A 12851-nucleotide genomic window follows, 5' to 3' on the forward strand; every position below is an offset into this window, starting at 1 on the left:
AGATGTGTATAAGAGACAGCCTCCCCACCCCGTCCTCCCGACCCTTCCCCGCCGCGGCCGGTGATGTGTAGGGTGCCGACACTGCACGGATGCAGGACAGCGCGAGGGGGAACCATGCACGACACCACACGCGACCGACTGACGGCACTCGCCGCGGTCATCGCCGCACTCGTCCCGGCGCTCGCCGTCGTCGCCAGCTGGCTGCAACTCGCCCTCGCCTGGCCGGAGCAGTACGCGGTCGGCTTCCGCGCCGTCATGGGCATCGGCCTCGTCGCGGCGATCGTGGTGACGGTCCGGGCGCTCCGCAGTCGTGACCACGTCCTGCTCGCCTTCGCCCTGGCCGTGCTGGCCTACGCGCTCGCCGGACTCGTGCCCAGTGCCGTGTGGGCGGTCGGAACCGTGCTGTTCATCGCGGCCCGAGTGCTGCTGTTCGTCTTCGGGGTGCTGCTCGTCCTGCGCACCAGGCCCAGCACCACAGCAGACACCACCGCCGGCGCTGCGAGCGGTCCGTTGCACCGCGTCGCTGCCTGGGCTGTGCTGGTCGGCGCCGCGGTGTGGCTCGCGTGGACGGTCGTCGAGCCGGTCCTGTTCGGGTTCTGGATGCCGCCGCAGGACGCGCTGACCACCCTGTTCGCGGTCCCGCTGACCGGACTGTTCGTCGCGTGCGTCGGTGCCGAGCTGGTGTTCGCGCCGCCGCTCCTCCGCCCGGTCGGCGACGGTGCCCGGCGGTTGTGGGAGACGGCCGACGTCCGCTGACGTCGACCGCCCGAGCCCCGGCCGCAGGGCTGCGTGTGCTGACGAGCGCAGTGATCAGACGAGCGCGGCCGCGACCTCGGGTGACTCCTCCGGCACGGACCACGGACGCTGCGTCATCCCGCTGTCGCCCCGGACGGACACGATCGCGCCGGAGTCGTCGCGCGTGAACACGATGTCCTCGTCGATCGACCCGAACCGGTTGCCGGACGCCATCCGCAGCGTGTCCGCGTCGACGACCTCCAGGCGGACGGGCGACTCGGTCGGCACCGGCTGCGTCGGGTCGATCGCCAGCAGCCGCTCCCCCACGCGGGCGATGTCGGTGATCCCCTCGAAGGTGGTGAAGCGCCCGGTGTAGCGGTCGGTGTCGACGTCAGCCGGCACCGGCGCCCCGGGGGCGTGCTCGTCGGCGGCGGCATCGAGCAGGTGGACGATGCCGTAGGCCAGCATCGTCGCGGGACCCGTGGCGCTGCTCGTCAGCACCGACACGACCAACGAGGACGCGGGGTCGAACACCGACTGCGTGATCTGCCCGGGGAACCCGCCGGAGTGGCCACGGACCTCCCGGCCGTTGATCCGGTCGACGACGAACCCGGCGCCGTAACCGCGGGCGGCGGGGTCGCTGTCGAGCGCGCTCCACGCCTTCCGCTGGGCCAGCCGCTTGGCATGGTCGGAGAGCAGCGTGCCGCGGCCGGGCACGTGTGCCGAGAAGTACCGGACCAGGTCCGAGGCGGTGCCGTGGAACCCGGTGGCCGCGGCGAGCGCCCCCGTCGTCACGTGCGGAACGCGCTGCCGGGTGCGGGCGGTGTGCAGGCCGGTGTAGCCGATGACGTACTCGTCCTCCCGCGCCGGGTCGAACTCGGCGCCGGTGCCGGTGAGCCCGAGCGGCTCGGTGATCGCCGTGCGGACGTGGTCGGCGTAGCGGGTGCCGGTGACCGCCTCGATGACGAGGCCGAGCAGGCCGTAGCCCAGGTTCGAGTAGTTGAAGGCCGACCCGACGGGCACCTTCGCGCCGCCCGCGACGACGAGCGCGACGAGTTCCGCGGCGTCCGGGAACGGGTGTGCCAGCGCCCAGTGGTCGCCGTCGGCGCCGTCGCGGACGACTCCGGCGCCCATCTCCATGAGCTCGCGGACGGTGGCGTCGGCGATCGGTGAACCGGCCTCGACCAGGGCGGGGACGAACGTGCCGACGGTGTCGTCGAGGCGCAGGGCGCCCTGGTCGGCGAGCTGGAGCAGCGCCGTCGCGGTGAACGTCTTCGAGTGCGAGGCGATCCGGAACAGGTCGGAGGTGGTCAGGCGACGCCCGGCCTCGACGTCCGCGTAACCGAAGGCGTCGGCGAACAGTTCCTGCCCCTCGAACCCGACGGCGACCTGCACGCCGGGCAACCGCAGCTGCCACACCTTGTAGGCGATCCACTCCCGGACGTAGGGCAGGACGGACTCGTAGGCAGCGCGCTTCTCCATGCCGACCAGCCTGGCATGTGCCACGCTCGTCGGATGCGGCACACACCCTCTTTCCTGATGACCGAGGTCGACGAGGTCCGACGACTCGTCGACGGGAACCCCTGGGCGACGATCGTGTCGCACACGGCCACCGGGCTGGTGGCGTCGCACTACCCGTTCCTGCTCGAAGCGAGCGCTGACGACGAACTCGTCCTGGTGTCGCACGTCGGCCGTCCGGACGAGGTCGCGCACGAGCTCGGCCAGCACGAGGTCCTGGTCATCGTGCAGGGCCCACACGGCTACGTCTCCCCCGCCTGGTACCCGCCGGAGCAGTTCGTCCCGACCTGGAACCACACCACCGCGCATCTGTGGGGCACGCCGGAGATCCTGTCCGACGACGAGAACTTCCGCGTCCTCGGGGACCTCGTCGACCACTTCGAACGGGAGATGCCGTCCCCGGTGTCGCTCGACGTCGACCAGGACACCGCCCGCCGCATCGCCCGTGGCACCGTCGGCATCCGGCTGCGCGTCACCCGGTTCGACGCGCGCGCGAAGCTCAGTCAGAACAAGGCACCCGAGGTCGTCGACCGGGTGATCGAGGGTCTCCGCGCCGACGGGCCCTACGCGGCGCCGGCGCTGGCGGACGAGATGGAGCGCGTGCGCGCGCGTCGTGAGGACCTGGGCGACGCCGGACGGGAGGCGCTGTGACATCCGTCCTGCTCCGCACCGTCCGCCGTGTGGGCACGTCCGGCGCCCCCTCCGACGTCCTGGTCGTCAACGGACGGGTCGCCGCGATCGGACCGGCGGGGACGATCGACGTGCCCTCCGGCACCGAGGTCACCACCGAGGTCGTCGAGGCGGACGGCGCCTGGCTCGGACCGGGGCTCCGTGACCACCACGTGCACTTCGACCAGTGGGCACTCATGCGGCAGCGCATCGACGTGCAGGACTGCGCCTCCGCCGAGGAGACCGCCGACCGCCTCGCCGAGGCCGCCCGCACTGCGCTCCCGGACCGCGTCCTGGTCGGGCACGGCTACCGGGACGGACTCTGGCCGGCCCCGGCGCGACGCGAGTTGCTCGACCGAGCCGCCCCGGGCCTCCCGGTCGTCGTCGTCGCCGCGGACCTGCACGCCGTCTGGTGCAACACCCGCGCCCTCGCGCACTTCGCAGCGGCGCTCGGCCGTGCCCTGCCGGCGGGCGAGGACGGCGTCCTCCGCGAACAGGATGCCTTCGACGTCACCGGTGCGCTGTCCCGGGTGCCCGACGAACTGCTCGACGCCGCCGTCGAGGAAGCGGTCGACGCCGCCACCCGACGCGGGGTGACAGGCGTCGTCGACCTCGAGATGGTGTTCGGACTCGACCGATGGGCGCGCCGGATCGCCGCCGGCACGGGCGCCATCCGCGTGGCGTCCGGCGTCTACCCGGGCGAGCTCGACGGCGTGCTCGCCCGCGGCCTCCGCACCGGCGACGTCGTGGCGGGCACCCGCGGCCTGCTGACGATGGGGCCGTTCAAGGTGATCACCGACGGGTCCCTCGGCACCCGGACCGCCGCGACCTCGGACGGCGAAGGGCTGCTCACCTGGACGCCGGAGGACCTCGTCCCGGTCCTCCGCCGTGCCGTCGCCGCCGGACTCGTCCCCGCCGTCCACGCCATCGGCGACCGCGCCGTCACGCTGGCACTCGACGCGTTCGAGACCGTCGGCACCCGCGGCACCATCGAGCACGCCCAACTGCTGCAGCCCGACGACGTCCCACGGTTCGCGCGGCTCGGCGTCATCGCCTCCGTCCAGCCCGAGCACGCCATGGACGACCGCGACATCGCCGACCACCACTGGGCGGGCCGCACCGACCGCGCCTTCCCGTTCGCCGCACTCGAGCGAGCCGGAGCCCGGATGCAACTCGGATCGGACGCCCCCGTCGCACCACTCGACCCGTGGGTGGCGCTGGCCGCCGCCGTCGGCCGGGACCGCGACGGACGGGATCCGTGGCACCCGGAGCAGCGGATGTCGGCACTCGCCGCGTGGCGGGGCAGCACCGACGGCCGCGTCGGCGTGGCCGTCGGCGACGTGGCCGACCTGGTCCTCGTGCCGTCCGACCCGCTCACCGCCTCGTCGGCCGCACTCCGCACCATGCCGGTCCTGGCCACCGCCGTCGCCGGCCGCTGGACCCACCGGGCTCTGTGAGGCCTCGGAACGCAACGGTCGCGCCGTCGCGGAAGGCAGTATCCCTGCGGAGCGCCACCACCGTTGCGTGTTGCGGGAAGGCTACTTCTGGTCCTTCGGGCACCAGTAGAGCTTCCGACCGGCCATGTCGGCGACGCGGATCTCCGTCCCGCAGACCCGGCACGGCTCCCCCGCGCGGTGGTACACCCAGTGCCGGTCGGCGCGGGAGCGCATCGCCTTCTCGTACTCCGCGTCGGTCAGGCCGTCCATCGTCATCATCTGGCCGATACGGACGCCGTCGTGCAGGAGCTTCGACCAGTCCTGCCACAGCGCCTTCGCCTGCTTGACGGTGATCTTCTTCCCGGGCTTGTACGGGTCGATCCGCTGCCGGAACAGCAGCTCCGCCCGGTACACGTTGCCGATGCCGCTCACCACGGACTGGTCCATCAACAGCTGCCCGATCGCCACGTTGCGCTTCCGGACGTTGTCCACGAACGCCTTCTCGGCCTCGGGCCCGTCGTCGTTCATCGGGTCCGGGCCGAGCTTGTCGAGCGCACGCTGCACGCCGGCCGGGTCCTCGACCACACACGCCGTCGGCCCGCGGAGGTCTGCCACGGCGGTCTCGGTGAGGATCCGCACCCGCACCTGGCCGACCGGGTCCGGCGGGAACGCCTCGATCGGGTCCTCGACCTTCTCCTGCTCGGCCATCCGGTAGCGGGAGCGTCGCGGGGCACCGATGGACCGGAGCGAGTCCTCGCCGGCATCGTCCGGGACATGGGCGTCGGTGCCGGTCGTGGTGGTCTCGTCGGCGTCACCCGTGTCGTCGGTGACCGTGCCGCGCTGGTTCGTCTGGCCGATCCGCCCGTTCGCGCTCCGCATCGTCGCGTCGGTCGAGATCTCACCCGCGAAGTCCCAAGCGCCGTACAGGCCCAGGTGGACGCGGAGGAACAGGTCGCCCTCGAACTCGAGGAACATCTGCTTCGCCACGGCTCGTGCGGCGATCATCCTCCGGCCGTCGAGCTGCGCGGCTCCGGCAGCGAACCGCCCCTGCGGGCTCGAGACCTCGCAGACCTGGCCGACGAAGTGCAGCTCGAACTGGCGGGCGATGCGGTGGACGGAGTGACCCTCGGGCATTGCTCTTGTCTACTCGGCCCTACTGGTCGATCTGCTTGCCGGCGATGTGCCCCGTGGTCTCGTACTCGGCGAGCTGGGCGATCCGACGGGCGTGACGCTCCTCACCGGAGAACGGCTCGGCGATGAACAGGTCGACGAAACGGATGGCTTCGTCCTCGGTGTGCTGACGGGCACCGATCGAGATGACGTTGGCGTCGTTGTGCTGGCGGGCGAGGACCGCGGTCGACTCGTTCCACACCAGCGCCGCCCGGATGCCCTCGACCTTGTTCGCGGCGATCTGCTCGCCGTTGCCCGAACCGCCGAAGACGACGCCGAGGGCCTGGACCCCCGCGCGCTGGTCCTGCACCACGGCGTGCGCCGCGTTGATGCAGAACGAGGGGTAGTCGTCCAGCGGCTCGTACTCGGTCGGACCGTGGTCCACGACCTCGTGGCCGGCTTCGGTCAGGTGCCTGGCGAGGGTCTTGTTGAACTCGAGGCCGGCGTGGTCCGTTCCGAGGTGGATGCGCATGGACCGATCCTATTCCTGCACCCGCAGCGGGCCTCCCGTCTGCTCCGGCTGGGAGGCGCGGTGCCGGACCCGGGGCGGGCCTCCCGTCCGCTCCGGCCGGGAGGCGCGGTGCCGGACCCGGGGAGGGCCTCCCGTCAGCGCTGGCGGACCACCACGACGACGTACCGGCACGGCTCGGCGCCGGCGTTGCGGTAGACGACGTCGGCCGGTTCGCCGAGTTCGATCCGGTCCCCCGCACCGAGGCGCGTCGTGGTCGCACCCACCTGCAGTTCGAGGGCCCCGTCGACGACCCAGATGCAGTGCCGCAGGAAGGCGTACGCGCTGGCGGGGTAGGCCACCTCGCGACCGGCGGGCAGGCGCACCTCGGTCACGTCGGCGGGGAAGTCCGCGCTCGACAGGGGGCGGCGGCGGTACCCGGTCTCCGGGTCGGTCCACGAGTCGGCCGAGGCGGCACGCTGCACCCCGCGGGCCTCGTCCGGATCGCTGGTCCGGGGCACCTCGTGCTCGAGGGCCTCGTCGAGGAGCTGCGAGACGGTGAGCCCGAACGCGCCGGAGAGGCGGCCGAGGATCGTCGCGGTCGGGCTCGAGACACCCCGCTCGACGCGGTTGATCATGGCGCGGGAGACGCCGGACTCCTCGGCGAGTTCCGTGAGGCTCCAGCGGCGCTCGGTGCGGAGGCGCTGCAACCGCTCCCCCAGCCGGCGCTGGTCGGCGTCGTCCGGGTGATCGCTGTCCCCGCGCTCACTGTCCCCGCGCTCGCTGACCTTCCGCTCGTGGTCCGTCCGCTCCTGGTCTGTCCGCTCGTGGTCTGTGCGCTCGTGGTCCGTCCGCTCCCGGTCTGGGGTTGCATCGGTGCCCTCGGGCTCGTCTACGATGTGAGACATGGCGACAGCATATGCGACGGATGCGGTTCGGGTCCGCGACTGCACTCCCGCGGACCTCGACGTCGTGCACGCACTCCACGTCGACGCGGTCCTGCACTCGACGGCGATCTGGCAAGAGGTCCCGCACCCCCGCGCCTGGTTCGACACGTGGCTGGCAGAGCGGCAGGGCGACGGCTGGCCCGTCCTGGTCGCCGAGGTCGACGGGGTCGTCGCCGGGTACGCGACCTACTCGCAGTGGCGGCCCCACCAGGGCTACCGGCTCACCGTCGAGCACAGCGTCTACGTCGTCGAGTCGTTCCGCGGGCGGGGTGTCGCCTCGACGCTCATGCGCGCCCTCGTCGCCCGCGCCACCGAGGAGGGACGGCACGTGATGATCGCCGGCATCTGCAGCACCAACACGGGTTCGATCGCGCTCCACGAGCGACTCGGGTTCGCGACGGTCGCGGTCGTCCCGGAGGTCGGCCGCAAGTTCGACCGATGGCTCGACCTGACGCTGATGCGGTTGCCGCTGGCCTGATCTGGCCTGGTCTCGGCCGTGCTGCACCCCCGCACGGACATCGCGGCCCGTCAGAACGGGGCGCAGTGCAAGCGGCGGTGCGCGGACCGGGAGGCCCGTGGCGGGGCCGACCCACGCCTCCCGTCCGCCCCGCACCACGCGAGCCCGCGGGACCGCGACGGCATCGGATGTGCTGCGCCCCGCACCGACACCGCGCCCGTCAGGACGGGGCGCGGTGCACGCGGCCCGGCACGACCGTCGTGGTCGCGCCGGGGTCAGTCCTCGACCGTGTCGAAGACCGGACCGGTCGTGCGCGAGCGCTTGAGCTCGAAGAAGCCCGGGTAGCGGGCCGCGGCGACGACGCCGTCCCAGAGGTCGAGTGCCTGCTGGCCCTTCGGCGCCGGGGAGATGACCGGTCCGAAGAAGGCGACACCGTCGACGGCGATGACGGGCGTGCCGACGTCCTGGCCGACCCGCTCGATGCCGTCTCGGTGACTCTCACGCATCGCGACATCGGTCTCGTCGGTCCATGCGGCGTCGGCGAGGTCGGCCTCGAGGCCGAGCTGCTCGAGGACGGCCGGTACGACCTGCTGCGGGTCCTTCTGCTGGCGGTGGTGGATCTGCTCGCCGAGCGCGTCGTAGAGGCGCTTCACGACCTCCTGGCCGTGGCGGGCCTTCGCAGCCGTCACCAGGCGCGAGTACACCTGGTTCCGCTCCATCGCCTCGCGGTACTCCGCGGGCATGCCCTCGTTGTGCTCGTTGAGGACGAAGAGGCTCATCACGTTCCAGGTGACGTCGAGGTCGCGGTGCTGCTCGACCTCACCCACCCAGCGGCTCGTCATCCACGCCCAGGGGCAGGTCGGGTCGAACCAGAACTCCACAGCAGTCCGGGTCGCAGGGGTGTTCTCCACAGTGGTGTCAGTCACAGGTCGTGAGCGTACGCCCGCTCGCTAGGCTGGTCACGAGCCGTCCCGCCGGCGCACGACGCCGAGCGGGACCACCGACACGCGGACATCGATCGTCCGCGTCCGCAGCGAAGATGGAGCGTCCGTGCCCGGAGAGAACCTCACCAGAACCGAAGCCCAGGAACGTGCCGGCATCGTCAGTGTCCAGACGTACGACGTCGAACTCGACCTGACCCGCGGCGCCGAGAGCTTCGGCAGCACCACCCGTGTGCGCTTCACGGCCACGCCCGGCGCCAGCACGTTCATCGACGCCATCACGAAGACCGTGCACTCGGTCACCCTGAACGGCGTGGCGCTCGACGTCGCCGCCGTGAACGACGGCGTCCGCATCCAGCTCGCCGACCTGCAGGCGCAGAACGAGCTCGTCGTCGTCGCCGACGCGCTGTACACGAACACCGGCGAAGGCCTGCACCGCTTCGTGGACCCCGTCGACGACGAGGTCTACCTGTACGCGCAGTTCGAGGTCCCGGACAGCCGGCGCATGTTCGCCGTGTTCGAGCAGCCCGACCTCAAGGCCGAGTTCAGCTTCACCGTGACCGCACCGGCACGCTGGCAAGTCGTGTCGAACGCTCCCACGCCCGAGCCGCACGTCGACGGCGACCACGCCACGTGGACCTTCCCGCCCACGGCGAAGATCTCGAGCTACATCACCGCGCTCGTCGCCGGCCCGTACGAGGTCGTCCGCAGCGAGCTCACCAGCCGCGACGGCCGGACCATCCCGCTCGGGGTGTTCGCGCGGAAGTCGCTGGCCGAGTACCTCGACCCCGAGTACGTCTTCGACATCACCCGCAAGGGCTTCGCGTACTTCGAGGAGAAGTTCGACGTCGCCTACCCGTTCGAGAAGTACGACCAGCTCTTCGTGCCGGAGTTCAACGCCGGCGCGATGGAGAACGCGGGTGCCGTCACCTTCACCGAGACGTACGTGTTCCGCTCGAAGGTCACGGACGCCATCAAGGAGCGCCGGGTCGTCACGATCCTGCACGAACTCGCCCACATGTGGTTCGGCGACCTCGTCACCATGAAGTGGTGGAACGACCTGTGGCTCAACGAGTCGTTCGCCGAGTGGGCGTCGACCATCGCCACGGCCGAAGCCACCGAGTGGACCGAAGCGTGGACCACGTTCCAGGCGATGGAGAAGTCCTGGGCCTACCGCCAGGACCAGCTGCCCTCGACGCACCCGATCGTCGCGACGATCAACGACCTCGAAGACGTCCAGGTCAACTTCGACGGCATCACCTACGCGAAGGGTGGCTCGGTCCTCAAGCAGCTCGTCGCGTGGGTCGGTATCGATGCGTTCTTCGCGGGCGTCTCGGCCTACTTCAAGAAGCACCACCACTCCAACACCGAGCTGAAGGACCTGCTCGTCGAACTCGAGTCCACCAGCGGCCGTGACCTGTCCGAGTGGTCGAAGCTGTGGCTCGAGACCGCTGGCGTGAACACCCTCCGCCCGGAGATCCAGACCGACGCCGACGGTGTGATCACCTCGTTCGCCGTGCTGCAGGAAGCCCCGGCCGACCACCCGACGCTGCGACCGCACCGACTGGCGATCGGCGTCTATTCCTTCACGAACGACGCCTCGGCACCGTTCGGCGCCGACACCGCGTCGTCCGGCGGCAAGCTCGAGCGGGCCCACCGCGTCGAGATCGACGTCGACGGAGCCCGCACGGACGTGCCCGAACTCGTCGGCGTGCACCGCGGCGACCTCGTGTTGCTCAACGACGACGACCTGGCCTACGCCAAGATCCGTCTCGACGAGCAGTCCCGTCGCACTGCGATCGAGCACCTCGCCGCGATCGCGAATCCCCTCGCGCGTTCCATCGTCTGGGGTGCCGTCTGGGACGCCACACGCGACGCCGAGTCCCCCGCCAGCGACTACGTGTCGCTCGTGCTCGGCAACATCGCGACCGAGACCGAGTCCACGACGATCCGGACCACGCTGTCGCAGCTGTTGCTCACCGCGCGCAACTACGTCGCGCCGGCGAAGTCCGACAGCACCGTCCGTACCGTCGGTGACACCCTCTGGCAGCTCGCGTCGTCGGCCGAGTCCGGCTCCGACGCGCAGTTCCAGTTCGTGAAGTTCTTCGCGCAGATCCCCTCGACGCCCGAGCACGTGGCGACGCTCCAGGGGCTGCGTGACGGCTCGGTGACGCTGCAGGGGCTCGAGGTCGACACCGATCTCCGCTGGGAGCTGCTCGAGGGCCTCGTGCTCGCCGGCGCTGCGGGCAACGACGAGATCGACACCGAGCTCGCCGCCGACCGCACGGCCTCGGGTGAGCAGGCCGCCGCGCGTGCCCGGGCGACGATCCCCACGGCCGAGGGCAAGCTCGCCGCGTTCTCGTCGCTCGTCGACAGCGACGACGCGCCGAACGCGATCGTCCGTCAGACCACGATCGGGTTCCAGCACGTCAACTCCCCGGTCGTGCTCGAGGGCCTCGTGTCACGGTACTTCGACGTGATCACCCGCATCTGGGACGAGCGTAGCTACCACATCGCGGACACCGTCGTCACGGGGCTCTACCCCGCGCCGCTGGCGTCGACGGAGCTGCGCGACGCGGCCGTGGCGTGGCTCGAGGCACACCCGGAGACGCCGGCACTGCGCCGCATCGTCACCGAGAACCTCGCGGGCACCGAGCGGGCCCTCCGGGTCCAGGCAGCGGACGTCTGACCCTGATGTGACGAGCGGCGAGGCCTCGGCGTTCCTCCAGGGAGGCCGAGGCCTCGCCGCTTAGCATCGATCGGATCATGCTCTTGGCTGCAGACACCACCGACGTCTCGAAGTGGGCGTCGAACACGTTCACCCAGTTCGTCGACACCTGGCACGTCCCGATCACCATCGTCATCGTCCTGCTCGCGGCGGTGGTCCTCCGGCTCATCCTCCGCCGGACGATCAAGCAGGTCGTCGACCGCATCGTCAACGGCGTGAAGAAGCGGCAGGGTGCCGCGGACACGCAGGCGCTCGTCGCCTCACCGCTGCAGACGGCCCGGGTCGTCCAGCGCACCCGGACCCTCGGCAGCGTGCTCGAGAACCTGGCGACCGTCGTCGTCGCGGTCATCGCGTTCGCCATCATCATCTCGACGGTGTTCCCCACCGCCGCCGTCGGCATCGTCGGTGGCGCCTCGGTGGTCGCCGCCGGCCTGGCGGTCGGTGCCCAGAGCATCGTCCGCGACATCCTGTCCGGCATCTTCATGATCCTCGAGGACCAGGCCGGGGTGGGTGACGTCGTCGATACCGGGCAGGCGACCGGCGTCGTCGAGAGCGTCGGCCTACGCGTCATGCAGATCCGCGATGTCAACGGGATCCTCTGGTTCGTGCCGAACGGCCAGATCCTGCGCGTCGGCAACCTGTCCCAGGGGTGGTCCCGTGTCCTGGTGGACATCACCGTTCCCTACGACACCGACATCGACGCGGTGCAGGACGCCCTCCTGCACGCTGCCGTCACCATGTCGCAGGAGTCCCGGTGGCGTCAGCGCATCGTCGAGAAGCCCGAGATCTGGGGCCTGCAGTCGATCACGGACACCGGCATGGTGTTCCGCCTGGTCGTGAAGACCCGCGCCTCCGAGCTCGACGTCGTCGGCCGCGAGCTCCGCATCCGGCTCAAGCACAGCGTCGACGAACTCGGCGTCACCCTGCCCGCGATGGCGATGATCATGCCCGCCGGGTGGGAGAACGCCACCTCCGTGAACGGCCTGCGCCCGGTGCGGACCGCGCCGGTCCCGACACCCGCCCGGTCCCGCAGCGCACGACGGAACGTCTTCGGGCGGGCCATCCGCACCGGGGAAGAGCCCAGCACCGACCACGAGGACTCGCCATGACCGGACCGTCCCTGCCGATCGTGCCACCGGCCGGAGCCGCTGGTCGGCCCGACAGCAGCGCCCACGCAGACAGCAGCGGCCACGCCGACGGTGCCGGCGCGGTTCCGGCGCAGCCCGTCACGCTCCGTGTCGGACTCGGCGGCGCCGCGGCGAGCGGCTCGCTCTTCGACCGCATCGGCGGCGCCCCGACGTTCGACCGTCTGGTACGACGCTTCTACGAGGGAGTGCAGCACGACGAGGTCATCTGGCCGATGTACCCGGCCGACGACCTCGAGGGGGCGATCTGGCGGCTGTCGCAGTTCCTCCAGCAGTACTGGGGTGGACCGTCCACGTACAGCGAACAGCGCGGACACCCCCGCCTGCGGATGCGGCACAACCCGTTCCGCATCACGCCCGAGGCGCGCGAGCACTGGCTCCAGCACATGCACGACGCGGTGGAGTCGCTCGGACTCGCTCCGCTCGACGAGGCCGAGCTCTGGGGGTACCTGGACCGCGCGGCCCACGCGATGACGAACGCGTTCGACTGAGTCGGGGGGGGACGTTCGGCATCGTCCGACGTGCCGGATGACGGACGGGAGGCCCGTGGCGGATCCGCCACGGGCCTCCCGTCCGCCGTCCGGTCGCCCCCGCCCAGGCAGGTCAGTCGGGTGACCGCCGGGGTCGGGACTCGGGCCGGGATCGGGGCCAGGCGTC

The 12851-nt window shown here is 71.3% G+C and carries 12 protein-coding genes; 7 read left to right on the forward strand and 5 right to left on the reverse strand.

The genetic code is table 11. The features are described from left to right. Window positions 1-114 precede the first annotated feature (114 nt). Window positions 115-756, forward strand: coding sequence for a hypothetical protein (locus DEI89_RS15840; RefSeq protein WP_110905029.1), 642 nt, complete (start codon window positions 115-117; stop codon window positions 754-756). 54 nt (window positions 757-810) lie between these two features. On the opposite strand, the gene DEI89_RS15845 is transcribed toward DEI89_RS15840, so the two are convergent. Further along, window positions 811-2217 carry a serine hydrolase gene (locus DEI89_RS15845; RefSeq protein WP_110905030.1) on the reverse strand — a complete coding sequence of 469 codons (1407 nt, stop codon included), beginning with the start codon at window positions 2215-2217 and terminating at the stop codon, window positions 811-813. A 33-nt stretch (window positions 2218-2250) separates the two neighbouring features. Between DEI89_RS15845 and DEI89_RS15850 the strand changes: the two genes are divergently transcribed. Continuing rightward, window positions 2251-2904: an FMN-binding negative transcriptional regulator gene (locus DEI89_RS15850; protein WP_110905031.1), complete on the forward strand. Its 654-nt coding sequence runs from the start codon at window positions 2251-2253 to the stop codon at window positions 2902-2904. Further along, window positions 2901-4379 carry an amidohydrolase gene (locus DEI89_RS15855; RefSeq protein ID WP_220034551.1) on the forward strand — a complete coding sequence of 493 codons (1479 nt, stop codon included), beginning with the start codon at window positions 2901-2903 and terminating at the stop codon, window positions 4377-4379. Before DEI89_RS15850 ends, DEI89_RS15855 begins: the two co-directional genes overlap by 4 nt. Before the next feature lie 81 nt (window positions 4380-4460). Here the strand turns inward: DEI89_RS15855 and DEI89_RS15860 are convergent, their stop codons facing one another. The 3 genes from DEI89_RS15860 to DEI89_RS15870 all read right to left on the reverse strand — a co-directional run bounded on the left by DEI89_RS15860 (window position 4461) and on the right by DEI89_RS15870 (window position 6884). After that, window positions 4461-5492 carry an Fpg/Nei family DNA glycosylase gene (locus DEI89_RS15860; protein ID WP_110905032.1) on the reverse strand — a complete coding sequence of 344 codons (1032 nt, stop codon included), beginning with the start codon at window positions 5490-5492 and terminating at the stop codon, window positions 4461-4463. Window positions 5493-5511: 19 nt separating this feature from the next. Continuing rightward, a complete protein-coding gene (locus DEI89_RS15865) occupies window positions 5512-6000 on the reverse strand; it encodes a ribose-5-phosphate isomerase (protein WP_110905033.1) in 489 nt (162 codons plus the stop codon). 134 nt (window positions 6001-6134) lie between these two features. Then, window positions 6135-6884: an XRE family transcriptional regulator gene (locus tag DEI89_RS15870; protein ID WP_110905034.1), complete on the reverse strand. Its 750-nt coding sequence runs from the start codon at window positions 6882-6884 to the stop codon at window positions 6135-6137. On the opposite strand from DEI89_RS15870, the gene DEI89_RS15875 reads away from it, so the two are divergent. After that, complete coding sequence (locus DEI89_RS15875) at window positions 6883-7401, forward strand: GNAT family N-acetyltransferase (RefSeq protein ID WP_110905035.1); 519 nt, start codon at window positions 6883-6885, stop codon at window positions 7399-7401. The two genes, DEI89_RS15870 and DEI89_RS15875, sit on opposite strands and share 2 nt — an antisense overlap. Window positions 7402-7655: 254 nt before the next feature. On the opposite strand, the gene DEI89_RS15880 is transcribed toward DEI89_RS15875, so the two are convergent. Then, window positions 7656-8306: a DsbA family protein gene (locus DEI89_RS15880; RefSeq protein ID WP_258366113.1), complete on the reverse strand. Its 651-nt coding sequence runs from the start codon at window positions 8304-8306 to the stop codon at window positions 7656-7658. Between the two features lie 124 nt (window positions 8307-8430). Between DEI89_RS15880 and pepN the strand changes: the two genes are divergently transcribed. The 3 genes from pepN (at window position 8431) to DEI89_RS15895 (ending at window position 12685) form a co-directional block, all read left to right on the forward strand. Then, the gene (gene pepN, locus DEI89_RS15885) at window positions 8431-11010 is read left to right on the forward strand and encodes an aminopeptidase N (protein ID WP_110905036.1); all 2580 of its coding nucleotides are present in this window, start codon (window positions 8431-8433) and stop codon (window positions 11008-11010) included. A 77-nt stretch (window positions 11011-11087) separates the two neighbouring features. Beyond that, the gene (locus DEI89_RS15890) at window positions 11088-12158 is read left to right on the forward strand and encodes a mechanosensitive ion channel family protein (protein ID WP_258366114.1); all 1071 of its coding nucleotides are present in this window, start codon (window positions 11088-11090) and stop codon (window positions 12156-12158) included. Continuing rightward, complete coding sequence (locus DEI89_RS15895; protein WP_110905038.1) at window positions 12155-12685, forward strand: globin; 531 nt, start codon at window positions 12155-12157, stop codon at window positions 12683-12685. The genes DEI89_RS15890 and DEI89_RS15895 overlap by 4 nt, the downstream gene beginning before the upstream one ends. Window positions 12686-12851 lie beyond the last annotated feature (166 nt).

Origin of the sequence: Curtobacterium sp. MCBD17_030 (assembly GCF_003224255.1) — a bacterium.
In the GTDB taxonomy this organism is placed as follows: Bacteria; Actinomycetota; Actinomycetes; order Actinomycetales; family Microbacteriaceae; genus Curtobacterium.

Bases quoted from the DNA above. Each gene is read 5' to 3' on its own strand.
- DEI89_RS15895 (WP_110905038.1), top strand. From the start codon at position 12,155: ATGACCGGACCGTCCCTGCCGATCGTGCCACCGGCCGGAGCCGCTGGT.
- DEI89_RS15850 (WP_110905031.1), top strand. From the start codon at position 2,251: ATGCGGCACACACCCTCTTTCCTGATGACCGAGGTCGACGAGGTCCGA.
- DEI89_RS15875 (WP_110905035.1), top strand. From the start codon at position 6,883: ATGGCGACAGCATATGCGACGGATGCGGTTCGGGTCCGCGACTGCACT.
- DEI89_RS15845 (WP_110905030.1), bottom strand. From the start codon at position 2,217: ATGGAGAAGCGCGCTGCCTACGAGTCCGTCCTGCCCTACGTCCGGGAG.
- DEI89_RS15865 (WP_110905033.1), bottom strand. From the start codon at position 6,000: ATGCGCATCCACCTCGGAACGGACCACGCCGGCCTCGAGTTCAACAAG.
- DEI89_RS15870 (WP_110905034.1), bottom strand. From the start codon at position 6,884: ATGTCTCACATCGTAGACGAGCCCGAGGGCACCGATGCAACCCCAGAC.
- DEI89_RS15890 (WP_258366114.1), top strand. From the start codon at position 11,088: ATGCTCTTGGCTGCAGACACCACCGACGTCTCGAAGTGGGCGTCGAAC.
- DEI89_RS15860 (WP_110905032.1), bottom strand. From the start codon at position 5,492: ATGCCCGAGGGTCACTCCGTCCACCGCATCGCCCGCCAGTTCGAGCTG.
- DEI89_RS15840 (WP_110905029.1), top strand. From the start codon at position 115: ATGCACGACACCACACGCGACCGACTGACGGCACTCGCCGCGGTCATC.